Below are 21,744 nucleotides of genomic sequence, written 5' to 3'. Positions count from 1 at the left end.
CGAGAGAAAGAGATTCTAGCGACAGGGACGCGAAATCGCAAGCGCTATTTTCAATGGCGGCATCCGCTGCGCTGCCAGCGCGCCATTCCCGCTCGGCGCGCCGCTGCCTGGGCTACTCGCCCTTGTTCTTGCTCAGATCGACGCGCAGGTGCCGCATCTTGCGATACAAGTGCGTCCGCTCCAGACCGGTGCGCTCCGCGACCCGCGTCATGCTGCCGTTCTCGCGCGCGAGGTGATACTCAAAATACGCGCGTTCGAACTCGTCGCGAGCTTCGCGCAGCGGGATATCGAAGGAGATCGCGGCCAGCCGCGCTGACGGCAGCAGCGCGGCGTCCGTCGTATTGGCCGGCTGCTGCGCGGCCGCGGCGCTCGGCGCCGGAACGGCAGTCACGGGCGCGGGACGCGCCGGCGTGGGCGCCGGCGCAGGCACCGTCGCTGGCACGGGCACGACCGGCGTCGCGCCGCGCGCAAGACCCTGCTCCACTGCCTTGAGCAGCTTCTGAAGCGAGATCGGCTTTTCGAGAAAGTTGAGCGCGCCGATCTTGGTCGCCTCGACGGCGGTGTCGATCGTCGCGTGACCGGACATCATGATCACCGGCATCGTCACCTGCCCTTGCGCCGCCCACTCCTTGAGCAATGTGACGCCATCGGTATCCGGCATCCAAATATCGAGCAGAACCAGATCGGGGGCCTGCTGCTGCCGATATTCGCGCGCCTGCTGCGCATTTTCGGCCAGCTCGACCACATGACCTTCATCGCTGAGTATCTCGGAAAGCAATTCCCGAATACCCATCTCGTCGTCTACCACCAGAATGGTTGCCATTTAACCTACCCTTGCGCTTTCTGTCGCCTGCACCAGCGGCTCCGCTTCGTCTGCCAGTTGGAGGAAAAGGATCGATACTTGAGCCCCCGCAATTGCATCGCTGTCAGGCAGCAAGCGATTACGGATGTCGATGCGTGCGCCATGCTCGTCGACGATTTTCTTGACCATCGCGAGCCCGAGTCCCGTACCCTTCGCCTTCGTCGTCACATACGGCTCGAACGCTCGCGTCAAAATCCTGGCAGGAAAGCCCGGGCCGTTGTCGGACACCGAGAGCCGGACCGCCGATCTACGGTGACCATGCGAGTCGGGATCACCATATTCTACTGTCTTCGTCTCCAGGACTACACGCGGTGACTGCCGATCGGCGACCGCATCCTGAGCATTCTGCAGCAAATTATGAATAATCTGGCGCAACTGCGTTGCGTCGCCCCGTATTACCGGCAGGTCGCCCAGGTGAACGTCGATCGCGCCTTTGCCTTCTTCGACACCGTACAGGGCCAGCACTTCGGCGATCAACTCGTTCAATTGCAGGTCGTGCAGCACCACCGGCGGGGTCCGCGCGTATTCACGGAAGTCGTCGACCATGCGTTTCATCGCGGCGACCTGGTTGACGATGGTCGTGGCCCCACGGCGCAGCACTTCCGCATCCGCGCTGTCGAGCTTCTTCTCCAATTTCATCTGTAGCCGTTCGGCGGAGAGCTGGATCGGCGTCAGCGGGTTCTTGATCTCATGCGCGAGGCGGCGTGCCACCTCGCCCCATGCAACCGAGCGTTGCGCCGAGATCAGGTCGGAGATGTCGTCGAATACGACCACATAGCCGGCCGTAGCCGCCGTCTCGGTGGCATTAAGCAATCGCGTGCCGCGTACCAGCAGTGTCAGCGCCTCCATCTCGCCCGGTACCGCAACGGCCATCTGCTGCTGCCAGTGTCCGTCGTCCTGACCTTCCTCACGCCCCGCGCCATGCGCGACGTCCCGCTCGGCGAAGGCCTTGCGCACCGACGCGGCGAACTCCTCGATCCCCGCGATTTCGTCGAGCGGCTGATTCAGACGCGCGTCGAACGGTTGCCGCAGGATGCGTTGCGCGCCGGCGTTCGCGGTCGTCAGTCGGAACTGCCAGTCACATACGAACACGCCCGCGGTGAGATTCGCCAGCACGCTTTCGAGATAGACCTTTGACTGTTCGAGCGCCGCGCGGTTGGTCTCGACCGCCTGGCGGGCTTCCGACAGCTGACGCGTCATCGCGTTGAACGCCTGGGTCAGTACCCCCAGCTCATCGTTGGTCTTGATTTCGCGCTTCGGCGTCAGGTCTCCTCGCGCTACTTCCTCGGTGCCGCGCGCCAGCAGGAACAACGGCCGCGCCAGCTGGTTGCCAAGTGCGAGGGCGATGATGATGCCGATGAAGGTGGCCAGGAACAGCGCCAGCGTCAGTGTCCCGATATACATCTTGCGCAGGCCGGTGCGGCCCAGCGCCTTTTCCTGATACTCGCGATACGCGCGCTGCACGGCCTCCGCGTTGCGGGCCAGCGAGACCGGCACGGGTTGAACCAGTTGCAGGTAGCGCTCGTCGTCAAGCAGCGCGGTGCTGGTCGACGGGATGCGAAGAATCACCCGCAAACGCAATGCGTCCCGCGGATTGGCTTCGTCCGACAGCGCGCCATCGATGGCGCTGAAACCGCCCTCCCGCGCGTCGCGCAACATCTCCGGCGAAGGCCGGTCGTTGACCAGGGAGCCGTTCAACAGCGAGGACGCTCGAGCCACCTCGGCGATGCCCCGGCTGCGGCTGTACGAAATGATCGACGCATCCTGAATGCCGTACTGATCGCGCAGACGCAGCAGGTTCAGCGTGGTGTTCTCGTCGCCTGCCTGGCCCAATTGCTCGGCCATCGAGCGCCCGCGGCTGCGCAGCTCGGTAAGCGCGTTGTCGAGCATGCCGCGCCCGAGCGTCAGGCCCGAGTCGAGCGCGGTCTCGACGTTCACATCGAACCACGTCTCGATACTGCGCGACACGAATTGCAGCGAGACCAGATAGATCAGGCCGCCCGGCAGCATGCCCACCAGCGCGAAGTAGACGGCCAGCTTGGTGAGCAGCCGTGTACCGAAGCGCCGCTGCCGCAGGCGTACGAGAATCAGGCCGGCCAACGCCGCGACGATGAACAGCAGCAGCAAGGCCATCGCCCAGTTCGCCGCGTACAGCCACGAGTAGTAACGATCGAAGAATTCGGTGTTGGCGCTGGCCAGCGCGAGCAACACGAGCAGGAGCACCGCGGTGAACGCGGTGGCTCCGATCAGCGCGCGCACCAGCAGGCTTTTCCAGCTTTGGGCGCTATTTAGCATGCTCGGGCGGCGTGAAGTTGAATTGCAGCCAATCGGACGCGAGCGACCAGTCACGATTGTTGACGGCATCGATCTGGAAGGGCTTCGGCATCAGCGCCGTGTCGAGCCGCATCCGGACCGCCGCCGTATAGGACTCTCCTGGCTTGACCATGTCGCGATCGATCACATGCCAGGCCGTGACGTGACGGATCACGCCCAGCGCCTCGGCCAGCGTCGCGCACGGCAGGCGCAAGCCGCCCACGCCGATCGAATACTGGCGGGTCAACGGCTCATAGGAAAGGCGGAAGGTGCGCGACGCACTCGACGCCTCCTGGTTGAACCAGTACCAGCGCGGCCGTGTGAGCGTGAAGTCGGTCGTGAAGTAAAGGGAGATGCCCTTGTGCAGCGCTTCGGCAAGGCCGGGGCTCAAGGAGAAATCGAACTGCGCGTCCAGGTTCCAGCCGGCGCTTCCGTCCGACTCCAGCGACACGCGTTGCACCGCAATGGTCTCCGCGATGGCTGGCACTGGGCCAAGCAGCGTTGACCACAACAGCAGCGCGGCCAGGTAGCGCAGCAGGATCCGCGGGAGTCGTTTCACAAATCAGGTCGGTGGCGAAACATTGGACACAGCGCCTGACATCGGCACCCGGCGCGAAACGGCCGCGGTGCAGCGCCTCGTACGCACGGCCTCGATAACGTCGACGCCCTTGCATGGCCTACGCAACGGGGCTTCTCTGCGCGGCAGCTTCGGCGCCAACGCATCATGCAGCGGTCTTTCGAAAACGCGCATAGAAGAAACCGTCTTGCCGAACTACCCGTCCGGCGACCACAGGGTCGGGCAAACCCTGGCCGGGCGCGCTCAATCGTACCGCATCTTTTTGCGCCTGTTCAAACCACGCCGCCTGCGCCTCGCCCTCCTGCGGGAAGATCGAGCAGGTGACGTAGAGCAGTTCCCCACCTACGGCCAACGTCGACCACAGCGCGGCAAGGATGCGACGCTGCGTCTCGACCAATGCCGCAATGTCACCCGGGCGCCGCAGCCAGCGGATATCCGGATGCCGTCGCACGATGCCGGACGCGGAGCATGGCACGTCGGCCAGGATCCGATCGAACGGCCGCCCGTCCCACCATTGCTCGGGGTGCGCGGCGTCCCCGACCCGCACCTCGGCCGCCAGCCCCAGACGGCTCAAGGTCTCGCCAATGCGCGCGGCGCGCTGCGGCTGCTGCTCCAGCGCGAGCAGCTCGATCGAGGCCAGTTCCAGCAGGTGGCCGGTCTTGCCGCCCGGTGCCGCACAGGCATCGAGCACGCGCATCCCCTCTGCCACGTCCAGCAAGCGAGCGGCCTTTTGCGCACCATAATCCTGCACGGACACGGCCCCCGACGCGAAGTCTGGCAGGCGATCCACCCCGACAGGCTGCGCCAGCACCAGTCCGTCTTCGCCGATGACTTCGGCGTCCAGACCCGCGGAACGCAAGCGGTCCAGATAGTCCGCTACCGAGGTCTGCCGCCGGTTCACACGCAGTGTCATCGGCGGCCGCTGGTTGTTGGTCTCGAGTATCGCCTGCCATTGTGCTGGCCACGCCTGCTGCAACCGCTCCTGCCACCAGAGTGGATGGTTCCAATGCGCCACGGGGTCCCGGGCCGCTTCCCCCAGCAAGCTGTCCCGTTCGCGCAGTACATTGCGAAGCACGGCGTTGACCAGCCCGCGCGCAAACGCCGTGTCGGCATTGGCGCCGGCCGCCTCGACTGCCTGGTCGACGATGGTGAACGGCGCATACGGTGGCGGCTCTTCACTCAGTAGCGAAAGAGCGCAGATCAGAAGCGCCGAGACGGCCGGGGCTGGCGGCCGTTGCACCTTGCGGTTGAGCATGAACTCGGCGCACCCCATCCGGCGCATGGCGCGAAAGGCAAGATCCTGAACCGCGCCGCGCGCCGGACCGGCCTGCGCCACGGCGCCAATGGCGTCCTGCAGCGATGCGCCCTCCCGCACCCGCTGGACGATGCGCGCCGCGGCGGCCAGTGCGAATGCCAGCGAGTCCGCTGGCAGTACGGCGTCCGCGCGGGAACGCGTCGAAGCATGCGGGCGCGCATTCGTAGTGGAACGCGCGTTCGCATTCGGGCGTGCACTCGAGCGCGCATTCGGGCGTGCATTCGGACGCGCTTCGGCCCACGAATCGGGCGACGAATGCGCGGCGGACTTCGGCGTCGAAGCGGCGTCCGCGTCGGAACGGGCGCCGGTGCGCTTGCCCGGCGCGCTTCGGGCGCCGCGCGGACCGCTGGAAGACGGGCGGCGACGGGAAGGCGAATCGGCCGGTCCTGAACTCATCCGTGATTGCTCTGGAAACGAGACGTTGAACTTGACCGCCCGGTGGGCCGATCGAAGCGGGAGAAATTGCGGCACCCTTGAGCACGCGCACGTAGCGACACATTTTTCGGCCGAACCGAACCACACGTATCAGGCCCGCCGGCGCCGGCGCCGGCGAATGGACGAAAACGGCAACTTCCTGCATCGGCACCGCACTGGCAACCGCCAGTCAGGCGGACCGGCCGGTATTCTACCGCGCCGGCTTCGCCAGACACCGCGCGCCGACACACCAGAAGGGACGAATGCGGGGGCAAGGCGTCTATGCGCGCCGTTACGCCTTTCCATCGACATTGATGCCTGCGTTGATGTCCGGGCCGCTTTCCATTCAGGCAATGGAAAAAGCCGGCTCGCGACGAATCGACGAGCCGGCTTCTATCTGCGCGGGCACTGCGGGAGCGCGGACAGCCGTCCGCCCATGCGTCGCTGCCTGGCGCGCTCCGGTCAGACGGCGGGGTAACGTCCGGTCCGCGCCATCTCCATCAGGCGGTTGATCCGTTCCTCGGTCGCCGGGTGGGTAGAGAACAGCTTCGCCACCGAGCCACCGAACAACGGATTGACGATCATCATTTGCGCGGTGGCCGGATGCGACTCCGCAGTGGCGAACGGCACGCCCGACGCATAACGATGGATCTTGTCCAGCGCCGACGCGAGCGCGGTCGGGTCGCCGGAAATCTCCGCACCGCCGCGATCCGCCTCGAATTCACGCGCGCGCGAGATTGCCATCTGTATCAACGACGCGGCAAGCGGCGCCAGCAATGCCACCGCGATCGAAGCAATCGGGTTGCTCGGACGTCCTTGTTCGTCCCGACCGCCGAAGAACATCGCGAAATTGGCCAGCGCCGAAATCGCACCGGCCATCGTGGCGGAGATGGTCGAGATCAGGATGTCGCGGTGCTTCACATGGGCAAGCTCGTGCGCCATCACGCCGCGCAGCTCGCGCTCGGAGAGCACCTGCAGGATTCCCGTCGTCGCCGCAACGGCGGCGTTTTCGGGGTTACGGCCAGTTGCGAAGGCATTCGGCGCGCTCTCCTGGATCAGGTAGACGCGCGGCATCGGCAGGCTGGCACGCGTCGCAAGCTCACGGACCATGCGGTAGAACTGTGGCGCGCTCGTCTCGTCGACCTCCTGCGCGTTGTACATCCGCAGGACCATCTTGTCGGAGAACCAGTACGAGAAGAAATTCATCGCCAACGCGATGAACAGCGCGATCATCATCCCGCGCTGACCGCCAATCATGCCGCCGACGACAACGAACAGCGCAACGATCGCCGCCATCAGCGTAGTCGTTTTCAGCCAGTTAAACATCGACGTCTCTCCTGATTAGACCCTCGGCAAGCATAGCGGACCGAACGGGCGATTGTAAGCAGAATGTTAGATTAGGCCGTTCGGGCGTTAATTCAATGGCTGCGACAAGCAACCGCATGGCGAGCATGGCGAGCGCTTGCACCGGCCGTCGCACTGACGATATGCGCCGTCAGCGGCGAGGGCGTGCGTCGAGCCGGCACGCATAGGCCATGCGGTCGACTGGTGAAGGCCTACTCGGGGCGGTTAGCCTGGACTTCCGGCAGTTCGAAGCGCTGCCCCGCCGCGAGAGGAAAGCCAGCAATGAAATCACCCACCGCCATGCGCTTGCCACCGGGACGCTGTGCCTGCGTCACACGCAGCGCGCTGCCCGCCGCGCACGCCACAATCAAGCCGCCGGCGTCCACCGACACGACCTCTCCCGGAGCGAAGCCGGTCTCGATGCGGCAAGGCGCAGCGGCCCAGATCTTGACCGGCGTCTCGCCCAAATGCGTAACGGCCCCTGGAAAGGGGTCGAAGGCACGCACGCGGCGGCCGAGCATCGTGGCGTCGAGGCGCCAATCCAGCAGTCCCTCACCCTTCTCGATCTTGCTCGCATACGTCACGCCATCCTGCGGCTGCGGGGTCGCGGCCAACACGCCATCGCGCTCAAGTTCAGCAAGTGTCGAGACGATCATCCTCGCACCGAGCAGCGCCAACGTATCGTGCAAGCTTGCCGTCGTCGCCTCACCGTCGATCGGCACCGTTTCTGTGGCGATCACGGCGCCCGTGTCCAGGCCGGCGTCCATCTGCATGATCGAGATGCCGGTCGACGGGTCGCCCGCCTCGATCGCACGGTGGATTGGCGCAGCCCCCCGCCAGCGGGGCAGCAGCGAGGCATGGATGTTAAGACAGCCGAAGCGCGGCAGATCGAGTATGTGCTGCGGCAACAGCAAGCCATATGCGGCGACGACCATGACATCGCACCGTGCGGCTTCGAGGCTTGCCAGCGCGTCCCGGGCCTCCTCGGGATATTTACCGTCCAGCCGGAGCGAACGCGGCTGGACGACGGGGATGTTGCTGTCCAGCGCCAACCGCTTGACCGGGCTGGCATTCAGCTTCATGCCACGCCCGGCTGGCCGGTCCGGTTGCGTCAACACCAGGACCGGGTCGAAGCCCGCCTGGACGATGGCTTTCAGCGCCTCGGACGCGAATTCTGGGGTACCTGCAAAGGCGACGCGCAAGCGCTGCTGCATCGGATCTACCTGTAACGGATGCCGGATCGGCGTGACGATGGAAGCGCCGGCCCACGCCGGCGTACTGCGGCGGAAGCGAAGCGCTTCAGGCGGCCAGCTTCTTCATCTTCGTCTTCACGCGACTTTGCTTGAGCGGCGACAGGTATTCGACGAAGACCTTGCCCAGCAAGTGATCCATCTCGTGTTGGATGCATACCGCGAGGAGACCTTCGGCCTCCAGCTCGAATGCTTCGCCCTTTTCGTTCAACGCCTTGACGCGCACCCGCTCGGCTCGCTCGACCCGATCGTAGATGCCGGGCACCGACAGGCACCCCTCCTCGCCCAGCACCCGCTCCTGGCTCGACGAGACGATTTCCGGATTGATGAAGACCCGCAGTTCATCGTGCGTTTCCGACACGTCGATCACGATCACCCGCTCGTGGACATCGATCTGCGTCGCTGCCAAGCCGACGCCTGGCGCGTTGTACATGGTCTCTGCCATGTCGCGCACCAGCGTCTTGATCCGGTCGTCGATCTTGGCGACCGGCTTGGCGACCGTGTGCAGCCGCTTGTCGGGATAGGTCAGGATATTGAGCAAAGCCATGATGAGACCGGATTCGTGGAGTGGCCTGGGCCGCCAACGGGTGGACGCCCTCGTAGCCCTGATCCTTTATATATAGGGGAGCCTTGGCCGATGACAAGGGCACCGTCGCTTCCGTACACGCGCAATGCCGGCATGCCCGGTAGCGCGCCCGGCGAACCTGGCGAGAAAGGCGTGCATATTAGCACCGTGCCGGCAATATCGCCCCTCGTCGGCGAGCCGCCGCCGCGCGGGACCGGGGCCTTGCCATGATGGCATCGGACAGCGACGCGGCGCTGCGCGCGTGGTTGGTTCTATCCCTCGCGCTGCCGCCGCGGCATGGAATTGCCCTGCTGCGGGCGGTGGGCGAGCCGGAGGCGGTGCTGGCGGCTGACGACGCTCTGCTCGTCGCCCTGATAGGCGATACCGCGACCGCCCGGCTACGCCGTGTGCAACGCCATCAGGCGGCCTGCCTGACCTCTGCCGTGCATTCCTGGCTGGACGCAGGAAACCGCTCGCTGCTGACGCTCGGCGACCCTGCCTATCCAACTCGCTTGCTGCATCTGTGCGATCCGCCATTGCTGCTTTTCGTAACGGGCGACTATACGTGCTTGAGCCGCCCGATGATCGCGGTGGTCGGCAGCAGGGCCGCCAGCGTGCAAGGCAGGATCGATGCGCGAGCACTCGCCGGCGCGTTGGCCGAGCGCGGCTGGACCATCGTTTCCGGCATGGCCCTAGGCATCGATGCGGCGGCGCACCGCGGCGCCATCGATGCGAGACAAGACGTGAGGCGCGGCGACGGTCGAGCAAAGGGACGGGGACAAGGCACGGAACCGAACACGGGCCGAGATGCAGGCCGGGATGCAGGCCGGGATGCAGGCCGAGAGGCGGGCCAAGATGCGGGACGCCACGGCGGACAAGACAAGCGACAAGACAAGCGACAAGACGCTGGACGAGATGCATCGCGCAGCGGGTCGACCGTGGCGGTGGTCGCGACCGGGCCAGACGTCGTCTACCCATCGGAACACCTTGGCCTGGCGTCGGAGATCGCTGAACACGGCGCGGTCGTCTCCGAATGGCCTCCCGGCACTGCCGCGCGCGCACTGAATTTCCCGCGACGCAACCGCCTGATCGCCGCGCTTGCGGAAGGCGTGGTCGTCGTCGAGGCGGCCGAGCGCTCGGGTTCGCTGATCACCGCCAGACTCGCAAACGAACTCGGACGTGAGGTTCTCGCCGTCCCGGGCTCGGTCCATGCCCCCCGCTCACAAGGTTGTCATCGTTTGATACGAGACGGCGCAGCCCTGGTTCGCGGCGCCGACGACGTCGAAGCGGAGCTTCTGCCGGAGGCGGTCCGTTGCGCCCGTCAATGGCAGGTCGGGCGGAGCGGAAGCCCCTGCGCGGCATGTGAGACGCCGATACCTTCACGACCCCCGCTTCACCCAGCCAATGTCCGATCCGACGCCGCGCGGCGGCCGCGCCGACATGCGCCGGGTACTCGCATCGCAGCCGACGTCTCGAGTGGCTCAAGTACAAACTCGGCACACGCGTCCGAGACAATGCGGCGCGGCGCCTCGCAGCTGGACGCGCGCGCGCCCGAAGTACGGGGCTGCAATGGCATCAAGAGCGATTCCCGGGCTTACCGAACCCACCGATCAGGCGTGCCGCCCCCCGTGGCCGTGGGCGCTGCCGCCTCCGTACTCGCGGCGCTCGGCCATGCGCCGACCACGCTCGACCAATTGCTTGAACGAACGCAGTTCGAACTGTCGCAAGTCAACGCGATACTGCTTGAGCTCGAACTCGCTGGCACCGTAGCGCGCGCGCCTGGCAACGTCTATGAACGCATCACGCCCCCGACGCCTCGTGCATAGCGCCTTGACCGCGACCGCTCACCGTCGTCATTGCCATCGTCCTCGCCGTCTCACACTCGATCATGCGGCGATCCGACCTCGTGGAGCGCCGGTCGCGCACCGCCGGGCGTCCATGGGATTTGCAGGCTCGTCGAACGCACCGCAGTCGCAGGCCTTTCGCACGCGTGTTCGTGCGCGCACTACGCGGCCTTTCATCCGTGACTGTCTGGCGCGCCGACGAGATTCTGTGCCCGCTGGCTTTAACGCGACGCATGGGATGGTTTTTCATCCCGCAAGACAGAAATGGCAGCAATGGGCTAAGCTGCCAGCGACCGCAGTTTGCTGCAATGCACGAAGATGCCCGCCTTCGACTACGATACGATCCGCGAAACCGCCCGACATGTCCTGTCCGACGTCGACAGGCCGCTCGTCGCTTGCCTATGCGCCGCCTGGTGCGGCTCGTGCCGCGATTACGCGGCGGTGTTCAATGCACTTGCCGAGCGTCATCCCGAATACTGTTTCGTCTGGGTGGACGTCGAGGACCACTCGGACCGCGTCGACGCCTTCGAGGTGGAGAACTTCCCGAGCATCGTCATCGAGGACAGCGTCGGCGTGCGCTTCAATGGCCCGGTCTTGCCGCATGCGGGCGTTCTGAGCCGCTTGCTGGCAGAGCGCGACGGCTTGCCGGTCATCGCCGATGCACCGAGTCTGCGGGACGCCCTCTCCGAAGCCTAGCTCGCCGATGCGGCAAGGACAAGGCGCTCGGCGGGACGGATTCCAGCCTGCGTCGATGGCGACAGGCATGAAAGCTGCGCGCCGCTGTCGACTGTGTTTCCGCCCCCTCGTGCGGCGACTTGCGTCGCAAGCACCTTATGTTATAAAGCGTTCGTCCAGGCGCCACCCCTAGCACAACCTTCATGGCCAAAGCACTGATCATTGCCGAGAAACCGTCTGTCGCGAGTGACATCGCGAAGGCGCTCGGCGGTTTTACCAAGCACGACGACTACTTCGAGTCCGACGAATATGTCGTCTCGTCAGCCGTCGGCCACCTGCTGGAAATAGCCGCGCCTGAAGAGTACGAGGTCAAGCGGGGCAAATGGAGCTTCACCCATCTGCCGGTGATTCCGCCCCACTTCGCATTGCAACCCATCGCTAAGAGCGAGTCGCGCCTGAAAGTGCTGTCGCGCCTGCTGAAGCGCAAGGACATCGATCGTCTGATCAACGCCTGCGATGCCGGACGAGAAGGCGAGTTGATCTTTCGTTACATCATCCAGCACACGAAGGCGAAGCAGCCGGTGCAGCGCCTATGGCTGCAATCGATGACGCCTCAGGCGATCCGCGACGGCTTTGCCAAGCTGCGCAGCGACGAGGACATGATGCCGCTGGCCGATGCCGCTCGCTGCCGCTCGGAAGCGGACTGGCTGGTCGGCATCAACGGCACTCGCGCGATGACGGCGTTCAATAGCAAGGGGGGCGGTTTCTTCCTGACCACTGTCGGGCGCGTCCAGACACCAACCCTATCGATCGTGGTCGAACGCGAGGAGAAGATCCGCCGCTTCGTGCCGCGCGACTACTGGGAAGTAAAAGCGGATTTCGTGTGCGCCGCGGGTTTCTACGAGGGGCGCTGGTTCGACCCGAAGTTCAAGCGCAACGAGCACGATCCTGAACAACGCGAAAGCCGGCTATGGACCGCAGCAGCTGCCGAATCGGTGGTCGCCGCCTGTCGTGGCCGGGAAGGCACGGTCACGGAGGAGTCGAAGCCGTCGACCCAGATGTCTCCCGCGTTGTTCGACCTGACGAGCCTGCAACGGGAGGCCAACGGCCGCTTTGGTTTTTCCGCGAAGAACACGCTGGGCCTCGCACAGGCGCTTTACGAGAAGCACAAGGTACTGACCTACCCGCGAACCGACTCACGCGCGCTGCCAGAGGATTACCTCGGCACCGTGCGCGACACGCTCGGCATGCTCAAGGAAAGCAACAACTACCATCGTTTCTCGAAGGAGATCCTCGACAAGAGCTGGGTCAAGCCGAACCGCCGGATTTTTGACAACAGCAAGATCAGCGACCACTTCGCGATCATCCCGACCTTGCAGGCACCGAAGAATCTGTCGGAGCCTGAGCAGAAGCTGTATGACCTGGTCGTGCGCCGTTTCCTCGCGGTGTTCTACCCTGCCGCGGAATTCCAGGTCACCACCCGGATCACCGAGGTGGCGGGCCATCATTTCAAGACCGAAGGCAAGGTGCTGGTCAACCCGGGCTGGCTGCAAATCTACGGTCGGGAAAACCAGGGCGACGATGCCAACCTTGCACCCGTCGAGAAGGGAGAAACCGTCAAGACCGACAAGATCGCAGCGCAACAGTTGGTGACGCGTCCGCCCGCGCGTTATAACGAAGCGACGCTGCTTTCAGCGATGGAAGGTGCCGGCAAGCTGGTCGGCGACGACGAGCTGCGCGAGGCAATGGCGGGTAAGGGGCTTGGTACGCCGGCCACACGCGCCGCGACGATCGAAGGCCTGCTCACGGAAAAATATCTCGTCCGTGAAGGCCGCGAGCTGATTCCCACGGCCAAGGCGTTTCAGTTGATGACGTTGCTGCGCGGACTGGGCGTTCAGGAGTTGACTCATCCTGAATTGACCGGCGAATGGGAGCATAAGCTCGCGCAGATGGAGCGTGGCGGTCTGCCACGCAACGCCTTCATGCAGCAGATTGCACAGATGACGCAGACCATCGTGCGGCGCGCCAAGGAATACGACTCGGACACGGTGCCTGGCGAATATGCGGTGCTGGGCGAGCCGTGTCCAAAATGCGGTGGGCAGGTCAAGGAAAACTACCGCCGTTTCGCCTGCGTCCAATGCGATTTCTCGATCAGCAAGATTCCCGGCGGCCGTCAGTTCGAAATCGACGAAGCCGAGACGTTGTTGCGGGACAAGCAGATCGGCCCGCTGTCAGGTTTTCGCAGCAAGATGGGCCGCCCCTTCTCGGCCATCCTGAAACTAGCCTACGACAAGGAAATCGAGAACTACAAGCTGGAGTTCGACTTCGGGCAGGATCAGGCGGACGAAGCGGGCGAGGCGCCTGATTTCTCGAACCAGACCTCGCTCGGCAACTGTCCAAAATGCCAGGCACGCGTCTTCGAGCACGGCATGAACTATGTCTGCGAAAACTACGCCGCCGTGCCGCGTACCTGCGATTTTCGCTCTGGCAAGGTCATCCTTCAGCAGGAAATCGATAGCGAACAGATTCGGAAGTTGCTCGCCGACGGACGCACCGATCTTCTGACGGGTTTCCGCTCGTCTCGCACGGGCCGTAACTTCAAGGCCTATCTGGTCAAGCAGAGCGACGGCAAGATCGGCTTCGAATTCGAAAAGCGAGACCCCGCCGCCGCGAAGAAAGCACCGGCACGCAAGACTGCCGCCGCCAGCTTTCAGGGCGACTCGGCGCAAGCCGCCTCTCGACCTGCCGCCAAGAAAGCCGCCGCGAAGAAGACCGCCGCGCGCAAGACCAGCCGGAAAACAGAGACAGCCTGATCGTCGATCCCGGACGAACACTGAAGGGCGATCGGCAAGACGGTCGCCCTTCTTGTTTTTGGCATGCGAAAGCCTTGTCCGATCGCGACGCCGAGACGTTTCAGCAGGAGGCGTATGCGCAGACCGCTATTTGCGGGCCGCAGGCGCCAGTGAACGAGGGGAACCGCGCTTCGAGAACGGCCTGCCCTCAGACCTGCGCTCAACGAGGCGCACGGGGCACAGTGTGCCTATTAAGTTGCCTTGTCTAACGTGGCCGACGACTTGCTCAGACCCGCTCGAATGTCGGGCAGTACATTCCGGCCGTTCGGCCGGAAGTACGGGCAGATGCGCAATCGACGACCTGTCGATCTTACGTGGGCTTGGCGGCAGCGCGGCTTGACATGTCAGCCGATGCGCCCCCGATCACGGCCTGGGAGACCGCCTATCGAGCCGTGGCCGCGGCCCGCGGACCATGCGAAGCCATGGCACTGCCAGCACGCCTTGTCAGGAATAGACGCGTACGGCCGATTCGACTTCGTCATCGCGCCGGGGTGGGACAAAACTCGTGATCGGGCTTGCATCGATCAGCCACTTCTCGCCCAGCATGCCGTTCGGCGTCTGCGAGAAGTGCTCCACCAAGTGATCGATGAACGTCCGCAGCTTCGCAGGCATATGGCGTCGGCTCGGGTAAATCACATTGATGTCGAAAGGCGCGAGCCTGTAGTCGGGCAGCAGGCGGACGAGTCGTCCATGCGCCAGATCGTTGCCGACCAAATAACTCGGCAGCACCGCGATGCCCATGCCTTGCAGCGTGAACTGCCGCAGCATCTCGGTGTTGTTCGTCGTGATGACGCTGCGGGTCCGTACACGGACTTCGCCGTGTGGGCCGGTGAAGATGTACTCATCACCAGTCGGACTGGGTGACAGCGTCAGGCAGTCGTGATCGGTCAGACCTTGCGGCGTCTCCACTACGCCACGCTTTTCCAGATACTCCGGCGCCGCGCAGACCACCAAGCATCCAGTCGTCAACCGCCTGCTGACCACACTGGCGCTTCGAACGGTACCGGCAATCGCGATGCCGACATCGTAGCCCTCGTCGACCAGATCAATGACGCGGTCCACCAGCGTCAGATCGGGTACGACACGCGGGTAGCGCTGCGTAAAAGATTGCAATGCCGGCGCAAGATTGTGCATGCCAAATACGACCGGGGCCGCAATGCGCAGCGTGCCGACCGGCTCCTGCGTTCGCGCACTCACCATCTGCTCGACGTCTTCGATTTCCTCGAGGATCTGCTTGGCTCGCTCCAGGAATACCTGCCCCGCCTCTGTCATCGAGAGACTGCGGGTCGTACGGTGCATCAGGCGCGTGCCCAACCGTCCTTCAAGATCAGCGACGTGACGCGTCACAACCGCATTGGACAAATCGAGATGCGTGGCAGCGCGCGCGAAGCTGCCGAGTTCGGCTACCTTCACGAACACGCGCATTGATTGCAGTTGATCCATGAGACTACTCCATCCGGCAGCTTGCTCTACTGGCAAGCCTTGTCATCCACGACCGTGCCGCAAGAATCGTGCACGCACTGCCGGATCGGGGCGGTCCGGGTGCTTTGATTGAGGCGATTGTACGCGCGGCAATCAATGCGTGCCGGCGCGCCACTTTACAGTAAGCCTTCTGCAGACAAGATCACCGCTATAGCCCGCAGTTGCAGTGAGATTGTTGGCTCTTGCAATATCGAGCACTTGCAGCCGCATTGCGCGGGATTACCTGCCTGCCGTACGCGTCAATGCGCCACATCCATCGGGCTGAAAAACAGCGGTCAGGCTTTCCTGATCGTTGGACGCCTCATCGATGAGCAATATGCAGGCGCCAAGATGTTGGTCAGGGGACTGCGGTTAGGACCTGCTAGTATTGCTGCTGCGACGTGATGCCCACTTCAATGCCCGCACCGCTTACCCAGCGGCGTCCCGACTGCCCGCGGCAAGTGTCCGGCGAAAGCGTCTTGCGCATCGATGCGCGTCCGTTCGCGCTACGGAGACAGCATGAAGATTGCCATCCTCGACGACTATCAAGATGCAGTGCGGAAGCTCGATTGCTTCGCTTTGCTCGACGGTCACGAGGTCAAGGTGTACAACCAGATCGTCCGCGGTGTTGGGCAACTGGCCGCGCGACTCGCGGAGACCGAGGCCCTGGTGCTGATCCGCGAGCGAACCAGGCTGCCCGCGACGCTTCTCGAAAAACTACCCCGCTTGAAGGTGATCTGCCAGACCGGCCGAGCCGGCTCGCATGTCGACGTCGACGCTTGCACGAGGCTTGGCATCGCGGTCCTCGACGGAACTGGCTCTCCCACCGCTCCTGCCGAGCTCACGTGGGCGCTGGTGCTCGCTGCGCAACGCCGCATTCCACAGTATGTCGCCAATCTGAAGCAAGGCGCATGGCAGCAGTCGGGACTGAAGGCAGCCGCCATGCCCCCTAATTTCGGGATCGGGCGCGTGCTGCGCGGCAGTACGCTCGGTATCTGGGGTTACGGCAAGATCGGGCGGCTGGTCGCCGGTTACGGCGCCGCGTTCGGCATGCGAGTACTGATCTGGGGCAGCGAAGCGTCGCGCCGCCAGGCGGAAGCCGACGGCTATGCCGCCGCGCCTGACAAGCAGTCTTTCTTCGCTAACAGCGACGTGGTCAGCGTGCATCTACGCTTGAACGATGCAACACGCGGCATCGTGACCCGAGAAGATCTGGGAACAATGAAACCGGATGCCTTGTTCGTGAACACGAGCCGAGCCGAACTCGTCGAAGACAACGCACTGGTTGCCGCGGTCTCGGCAGGCCAGCCGGGCATGGTCGCAGTGGACGTCTTCGAAACCGAGCCGATCCTCCAGGGTCACAGCCTGCTACGCATGGAAAACGTGATCTGTACGCCGCACATCGGTTACGTCGAACAGCAGACCTACGAGCAATATTTCGGGACCGCGTTCGCCCAGCTCAACGGTTTCATCGCCGGCGGACGCGAAGGCCTGGTCAACCCCGCCGCACTCGACGTGCGCCGATAGCACCGGAATTGGAGCAATGTGGTGGCCAACGCTTGACAAACGATTCTTCATCGGCTAATATTTCGCTCTCTTTGGGGCGTTAGCTCAGTTGGTAGAGCAGCGGACTCTTAATCCGTAGGTCGAGTGTTCGAGTCACTCACGCCCCACCAGAAGAATCAAGGATTTAGCGGTCGATAGAGTTTTCCGCAATCGACAGTCATTTCCGCAAAGCAGCCCGCTACCGTGCGGGCTTTTTTGCATTCAACCAAAGCAGGGCGTACCCATGTCGACTACGCTTGTATTGGGGTTGAGCGTCTTCAGCACGATTGCGGCTATCGCCGCAGTATTCGTTGCGGCTGCGGCGCTCTCAGATGAGCACCGGGCGCGCCTTTCGAAATGGACAAAGAGTATTGCCTCATTTCTCTTCTGTCATGCGTACGCGGTGGTTGGCTGGTGGTATACGTTTGTATTTGTGAGCGAGTCTGGCCCTGCAACACGATTGCAAATCTACCAACTCGTTGTGTGGGCGCCGCTCTCGCTTGTGTATAGCGTTTTCTGTCTTCGGCTTTGGTTGCAGCTTCTTCTACGAAGCCGTCATGACTGACTGACATCCTGCCAACCAGCAGCGCGCAAAGCTGAAATTCCGCCGAATGTCGAAACGCGGCGGGCTACGCGAGTCCATGACTGCAAATGCGTGCGCAGTGGGACTGCTACCTGACGCCTACGTGTTCAGATAGGCATAAAACCGTCACCAGGCCAGCAACCGCGTAACAGGCCCTCTTGCTCCAGCTGCACCATCTCTCGCTTGACGTCCTGGCCGGCGTCAGTCAGTGCCACGCGATGACCGCGAGGGGTAGTCAGCCAAGTGGCTAAGCCATCAGCCAGCAGCATATCGATGACCCAGCTTCCCCCTCGGTAGATAGGTCGATCGACATCGACCCGGCGCATGGTGTCGAGCACGCGAACGAACGAAACCCGTCTCATCGCGCCTCCTGTGATTCGAACGACGGAACGGGCTGCAGCGGTGCAAACTCGCGGATGCGTGCCGGCGCGGGCTGAATGCGGAGACGCACAGGATCGTCGAGCGCGGGGCCGCGGCGCTTCACAATCTGCACGTCGACCCCGTCTGGCGCCGGCGTCAAACTGAGCCGCAGCGGTGCCGGCGAATTGTGGTGAAGCGATGAGCCCCAGCGGAACAGGAAAAAGAGGGCGTTGCCGGTCTGCGCGGCGAGTTGCAACCGGCGCACGTGTTCGGGTCGGATCTCGGTCCGCCAGAACAGCAGCGCGCCGCACGTCCCAGCCCTCAGAATCTGCTCCGCCGTCCACAGCGCATCGCCGGTCGTCTGTGCGTCGATCCAGTATAGGTTTTCGGTCGGTACTCCCCAGTTGGCAAACGCCAGCGAGTTGGGAACGTGCGGGGCACAAAGCATCATCAGCGGCCGATGGCCGACGGCGGTGAGTGCCGGACGCAGCAGGCGCATCTCGCCGATCCCATGCTGCTGGACATGAATGTCGGTCGTCTCTCCGTTCGGCCAGCCGCCGCCGGGCAGCTCGGCGTCGAGAGCCGCATAGCCCGACGAGACCGTACGCATTGCGTTGCGCGCTAACTGGTCCCCTCGCCACAAGGTCGGATGAATCGCCGCCGCGTCAAAAGACAGCATTTTTACTCGCATGAATACTGTACATAAATACAGTATAATGGCGGCTAAAGATTTCGATCAAGTACGCTACTAACAATCGCCACCAGGTAAAAATTCCCGCTGTAAAGATTTTGCCCAAGCAGCCGTTTACCATCTCACAAGTTTTTTATGATAAGGAGACGGGGTGGAGCTCACGGCACTTGGGGAAATCTTCTCGTGGATCGATGAGGTGCATTGCTTGACAAACAATATGGAATGCACCGCACCAAGATTTTTTCGCCCCTACCACTTCGTGTTAGCAGCAATGGAGCTGAGACGAATCGGCGCACCTGCTGTAAGACTACCCAGGGAATTTGAGGGCTACGCGGCGCGAATGCACTTCTGGGACGCTATTGGTCTCAGAGCGCCGGTTTACGTCAACGAATATAATGCTGCCGGCCGCTTCCACCCGCTGGAACGCTTGGAAGACGAAGAACAGGTCGACCAGGTGAGCGAAGCTCTGACACACATTCTTGACAATGGTGGCGACACAAGCGCTAAGGCTGCGGTCCAAGAATTGCTGGGAAATTGTTTCGCGCACGCTGAGTCTGACATGGGACTGCATGGTTTGGCATGTGCTCAGTTCTGGGCACGCGGTCGTAAGGCTCAGATTGCGATCTGTGACAGCGGGATTGGCATTCGACGGTCTCTGCTACAGCGCGCTGAGTATCGAGAAAGCCTCGCGACGTCTAATGCATGCGAATTTGCGACAAGATATGCTGTAACAAGCAAGCCAAACCGGGGACACTCGGGCTACGGACTAAAACTTGCGCGGGACTTGATGGGAAACAATGGGGGTTGCTTATACATTGTTTCGTACGATGAGTTCTTCATGACTCGCGGCGCGGCAGTGCTCGCCGGCCAAACCCCACGGACGTTCAACGGTACGCTCATTGTTTTGGAATGGAACACTGACGTCCCACTGAGCACGCGCGAGGTGTACGAAAGTTGGCCACAAATAGAGGGAAATGATGACGACTTCGGCTTTTAGAGTAGTGGTGCAAGACAGTTTCAAGCTGTCTACCCGCCCTCATGGCGCGGCGGCTCGGTCATACCTTCTGGAAAAGCTGACCGAGCATGATGTTGTAGTGATCGACTTCGAAGGGGTCGATCCGTCACCATCTTTTGCAGATGAATGTGTTGGCATGCTGTGCAAGATCCTCGGGGTTGAAACCTTCAAGCGTCGAGTACGGCTTGTTAACCTTTCCGACACGGCGAGAACTATCGTCAGGCATGTAGTAGCGACACGAGTGCTAGCCAGTCAAGCGCCAGCCTTCAATGACGTGCGACACGCCGCTACTGCTTAGCTCGACAACGCATCGCAGAGAAGGTCAATCAGCCAATTGCAGGCCGCGATTGCGTCAGTACTGAGAAGGAAACGCTCATGATCGTTCCCGACACTTGCTCGACAACTTGAACGAAGCAGGACCGCGCCGACTCTCGTAACGCCGGCGCGGTCGCCCTTTCTTGTTATTGCGTCGAGTCGGCCGCGTGGCCGGCTGGACAGTCCGCGGTCTGCGGACGAACCGTGCAGACGTAGGCTTGCAGGTAACGCAGCTGCGCTATGGCGCGATCGCCGTCGACGACGATTCCTGCCAGAGCTGCCGCAGTCGCTGGGTCAAGCTCGGCGCTGGCGGCGCTGTCATCGCCCACGGCGCCGGCGGCGGGAGAGTCGGGCATGCCACCGCCACCGGTGTGGGCGGCTGCGGCGCAGCTGGTTGCACTGAGCCGCACGCGGCGAGTGCCAGCGGCCAAGTCAGCGCGAAGGCGCGCATTCTCCGTTTCATGATTCGCTCTCTCCTTCGTCAGTTGCGCGTCTAGTTGGCTGAGCTGCTGCGCCTGGCGCGATTGCGTGGCCACCGCCTGACTCGCGGCTTGGGTAGCCACCGCCGCTGCGGCCGCAGCAGCCTCTGCGCTACGTGTGTTGTCTCTTGCATGCGCGGCTCGCTCCGTCGCCAGATCCGCGCTCGCGCGCATGCTCGTGAGCCACCAGGCACCTGCGGCACCCAAAGCAGCACCCAGGCATAGGACCGCTGCATAGCGTTTCCAAGGGGCGCCCATCGTCATCCCTCCCCGCGACACGCTGCGCGTTCGGCCTCGCGCCGCTTTACGATGCCGCTACACCGGTTCGCCGCGATCGCGCAGTCCTTGCCGGCCACAAACCGCCAACGCAGGAATTGATCGCATGCGGCCGGAAAGTCACGCACGACATATAGCTTGCGCAACGTCGAGGCTCGGTAGTTGGCAAGACCGATGTTGTAGGCCAGATCAATCGCCGAGACTTGCTGCCCGACGCTCAGTTGCTCGAAACCCGGCGTCACATCTTTCACCGCCTGCGCATAGCCCGCCAGACTGGTGTCGAGCATGTCGGTGCATTCGGGCAACGTGTAGCGGCGCATCTCGACGTTGGTTTCGCCGAAACAGACGGTCTGCACGTTCCGCGCGAGTGTGTCGCGGTACGGCACCAATGACACGCCCTCTTTCGGCGCAGTGAACGCTATTGCCGCCACAGCGACGGCGGCGCCGACAACGCCCGCCAGCTTGGCTTTTCGGTTCACAGTGTTAGCCATCGTTGCGCTCCGTCAAGGCCGGTTGCTTAATCGATCGCGCCGCGATGACGAGGCCGATACCGACAATCGGAACCCATTGCTTGCCGCCCGACGGAAATAGATCGAGCAGCACGGGCGCCAGGGTCGGCCATTCGTGCGCCAACGCGGGCACCACGGCGAGCAGCATTGCGAACGCACCCGCCACGTGCACACACCACCACTTTTTCATCACCGCCCAGGGCGCGGCCAAAGTTACTTTCATAGACCCTCAGAAAAGGAAAAGCGGCCGAAGCCGCTTTGTTTATTTGCCTGTCACGAGACGCCGTATCACGTCCTGCTCTCGGTCCAGACGGTCGATCGTCTGCTGCTGCAACTGGTTGGTTGTCTGCCCGTTTTGCGTCGTACTGATTAGCCAAACGACACCGGCAATCAGCCCCCCTTGCACCAGCGTTACGACAAAACCGGCGACCAGCAGACCGCCTTTGATGCGGTCCATAAACGCACTCGCCTTGCGGTCGAGCGCCGCGACGTCCTCCGT

Annotated in this window: 20 protein-coding genes, 1 tRNA gene and 2 pseudogenes; 9 read left to right on the top strand and 14 right to left on the bottom strand. The window is 63.1% G+C overall.

The features are described from left to right. Nucleotides 1–112: 112 nt before the first annotated feature. The 7 genes from BLU54_RS16950 to def all read right to left on the bottom strand — a co-directional run bounded on the left by BLU54_RS16950 (nucleotide 113) and on the right by def (nucleotide 8,622). A complete protein-coding gene (locus tag BLU54_RS16950; protein ID WP_091911028.1) occupies nucleotides 113–823 on the bottom strand; it encodes a response regulator in 711 nt (236 codons plus the stop codon). Next, complete coding sequence (locus BLU54_RS16945) at nucleotides 824–3,157, bottom strand: sensor histidine kinase (RefSeq protein ID WP_091911025.1); 2,334 nt, start codon at nucleotides 3,155–3,157, stop codon at nucleotides 824–826. After that, nucleotides 3,147–3,734: a DUF4390 domain-containing protein gene (locus BLU54_RS16940; protein WP_407919439.1), complete on the bottom strand. Its 588-nt coding sequence runs from the start codon at nucleotides 3,732–3,734 to the stop codon at nucleotides 3,147–3,149. Before BLU54_RS16940 ends, BLU54_RS16945 begins: the two co-directional genes overlap by 11 nt. 163 nt (nucleotides 3,735–3,897) lie before the next feature. Further along, nucleotides 3,898–5,463 carry a 16S rRNA (cytosine(967)-C(5))-methyltransferase RsmB gene (rsmB, locus tag BLU54_RS16935; protein WP_091911022.1) on the bottom strand — a complete coding sequence of 522 codons (1,566 nt, stop codon included), beginning with the start codon at nucleotides 5,461–5,463 and terminating at the stop codon, nucleotides 3,898–3,900. A gap of 480 nt (nucleotides 5,464–5,943) precedes the next feature. After that, a complete protein-coding gene (htpX, locus tag BLU54_RS16930) occupies nucleotides 5,944–6,807 on the bottom strand; it encodes a zinc metalloprotease HtpX (RefSeq protein ID WP_091911020.1) in 864 nt (287 codons plus the stop codon). Nucleotides 6,808–7,037: 230 nt separating this feature from the next. Next, nucleotides 7,038–8,039, bottom strand: coding sequence for a methionyl-tRNA formyltransferase (fmt, locus tag BLU54_RS16925; RefSeq protein ID WP_091911017.1), 1,002 nt, complete (start codon nucleotides 8,037–8,039; stop codon nucleotides 7,038–7,040). Nucleotides 8,040–8,124: 85 nt separating this feature from the next. Beyond that, nucleotides 8,125–8,622 carry a peptide deformylase gene (gene def, locus BLU54_RS16920; protein ID WP_091911015.1) on the bottom strand — a complete coding sequence of 166 codons (498 nt, stop codon included), beginning with the start codon at nucleotides 8,620–8,622 and terminating at the stop codon, nucleotides 8,125–8,127. A 245-nt stretch (nucleotides 8,623–8,867) separates the two neighbouring features. On the opposite strand from def, the pseudogene BLU54_RS24575 reads away from it, so the two are divergent. The 5 genes and pseudogenes from BLU54_RS24575 to BLU54_RS16905 all read left to right on the top strand — a co-directional run. Then, nucleotides 8,868–9,317 (top strand): annotated as a pseudogene (locus tag BLU54_RS24575) (DNA-processing protein DprA); the annotation flags it as partial. 252 nt (nucleotides 9,318–9,569) lie between these two features. Continuing rightward, nucleotides 9,570–9,932: pseudogene (locus tag BLU54_RS24285) on the top strand (DNA-processing protein DprA); the annotation flags it as partial. A gap of 324 nt (nucleotides 9,933–10,256) precedes the next feature. Continuing rightward, on the top strand, nucleotides 10,257–10,466 hold the full coding sequence (locus tag BLU54_RS24280) for a DprA-like winged helix domain-containing protein (RefSeq protein WP_235838011.1): 210 nt from the start codon (nucleotides 10,257–10,259) through the stop codon (nucleotides 10,464–10,466). A 336-nt stretch (nucleotides 10,467–10,802) separates the two neighbouring features. Continuing rightward, nucleotides 10,803–11,180 (top strand): thioredoxin family protein, encoded by a 378-nt coding sequence (locus BLU54_RS16910; protein ID WP_091911398.1) that lies wholly within the window; start codon nucleotides 10,803–10,805, stop codon nucleotides 11,178–11,180. A 182-nt stretch (nucleotides 11,181–11,362) separates the two neighbouring features. Next, complete coding sequence (locus BLU54_RS16905) at nucleotides 11,363–13,972, top strand: DNA topoisomerase III (RefSeq protein ID WP_091911013.1); 2,610 nt, start codon at nucleotides 11,363–11,365, stop codon at nucleotides 13,970–13,972. Between the two features lie 483 nt (nucleotides 13,973–14,455). On the opposite strand, the gene BLU54_RS16900 is transcribed toward BLU54_RS16905, so the two are convergent. Beyond that, nucleotides 14,456–15,454 (bottom strand): LysR family transcriptional regulator, encoded by a 999-nt coding sequence (locus tag BLU54_RS16900; protein ID WP_091911010.1) that lies wholly within the window; start codon nucleotides 15,452–15,454, stop codon nucleotides 14,456–14,458. A 537-nt stretch (nucleotides 15,455–15,991) separates the two neighbouring features. On the opposite strand from BLU54_RS16900, the gene BLU54_RS16895 reads away from it, so the two are divergent. After that, nucleotides 15,992–16,999 (top strand): D-2-hydroxyacid dehydrogenase family protein, encoded by a 1,008-nt coding sequence (locus BLU54_RS16895; protein ID WP_091911008.1) that lies wholly within the window; start codon nucleotides 15,992–15,994, stop codon nucleotides 16,997–16,999. A 73-nt stretch (nucleotides 17,000–17,072) separates the two neighbouring features. Continuing rightward, nucleotides 17,073–17,148: transfer RNA gene (locus tag BLU54_RS16890), tRNA-Lys, on the top strand. A 559-nt stretch (nucleotides 17,149–17,707) separates the two neighbouring features. Here BLU54_RS16890 and BLU54_RS16885 read toward each other — a convergent pair. Together BLU54_RS16885 and imuA are read right to left on the bottom strand one after the other, a co-directional pair. Beyond that, nucleotides 17,708–17,962, bottom strand: coding sequence for a hypothetical protein (locus BLU54_RS16885; RefSeq protein WP_091911006.1), 255 nt, complete (start codon nucleotides 17,960–17,962; stop codon nucleotides 17,708–17,710). Continuing rightward, entirely contained in the window at nucleotides 17,959–18,639 is a 681-nt protein-coding gene (gene imuA, locus BLU54_RS16880; protein WP_268874527.1) for a translesion DNA synthesis-associated protein ImuA, read from the bottom strand. The genes BLU54_RS16885 and imuA overlap by 4 nt, the downstream gene beginning before the upstream one ends. A 163-nt stretch (nucleotides 18,640–18,802) precedes the next feature. On the opposite strand from imuA, the gene BLU54_RS23460 reads away from it, so the two are divergent. Together BLU54_RS23460 and BLU54_RS16870 are read left to right on the top strand one after the other, a co-directional pair. Then, the gene (locus tag BLU54_RS23460) at nucleotides 18,803–19,648 is read left to right on the top strand and encodes a histidine kinase (protein ID WP_139169739.1); all 846 of its coding nucleotides are present in this window, start codon (nucleotides 18,803–18,805) and stop codon (nucleotides 19,646–19,648) included. After that, on the top strand, nucleotides 19,629–19,964 hold the full coding sequence (locus BLU54_RS16870; protein WP_170845191.1) for an STAS-like domain-containing protein: 336 nt from the start codon (nucleotides 19,629–19,631) through the stop codon (nucleotides 19,962–19,964). The genes BLU54_RS23460 and BLU54_RS16870 overlap by 20 nt, the downstream gene beginning before the upstream one ends. A gap of 163 nt (nucleotides 19,965–20,127) precedes the next feature. Here BLU54_RS16870 and BLU54_RS24570 read toward each other — a convergent pair whose 3' ends face one another. From BLU54_RS24570 to BLU54_RS16855, 4 genes are all read right to left on the bottom strand, one after another. After that, entirely contained in the window at nucleotides 20,128–20,634 is a 507-nt protein-coding gene (locus BLU54_RS24570) for a lysis system i-spanin subunit Rz (RefSeq protein ID WP_407919441.1), read from the bottom strand. Nucleotides 20,635–20,720: 86 nt separating this feature from the next. After that, on the bottom strand, nucleotides 20,721–21,227 hold the full coding sequence (locus BLU54_RS16860; protein ID WP_091910996.1) for a glycoside hydrolase family protein: 507 nt from the start codon (nucleotides 21,225–21,227) through the stop codon (nucleotides 20,721–20,723). Beyond that, a complete protein-coding gene (locus tag BLU54_RS23455; protein ID WP_139169738.1) occupies nucleotides 21,220–21,468 on the bottom strand; it encodes a DUF7940 domain-containing protein in 249 nt (82 codons plus the stop codon). Before BLU54_RS23455 ends, BLU54_RS16860 begins: the two co-directional genes overlap by 8 nt. Nucleotides 21,469–21,507: 39 nt before the next feature. Continuing rightward, a partial coding sequence (locus BLU54_RS16855; protein WP_170845255.1) for a hypothetical protein occupies nucleotides 21,508–21,744 on the bottom strand: 237 nt, incomplete at its 5' end.

It is taken from the genome of Chitinasiproducens palmae (genome assembly GCF_900095735.1).
In the GTDB taxonomy this organism is placed as follows: domain Bacteria; phylum Pseudomonadota; class Gammaproteobacteria; order Burkholderiales; family Burkholderiaceae; genus Chitinasiproducens; species Chitinasiproducens palmae.
The sequence above is the reverse complement of the archived record's forward strand: the minus strand, read 5'-3'. Positions and strand labels throughout refer to the sequence as shown.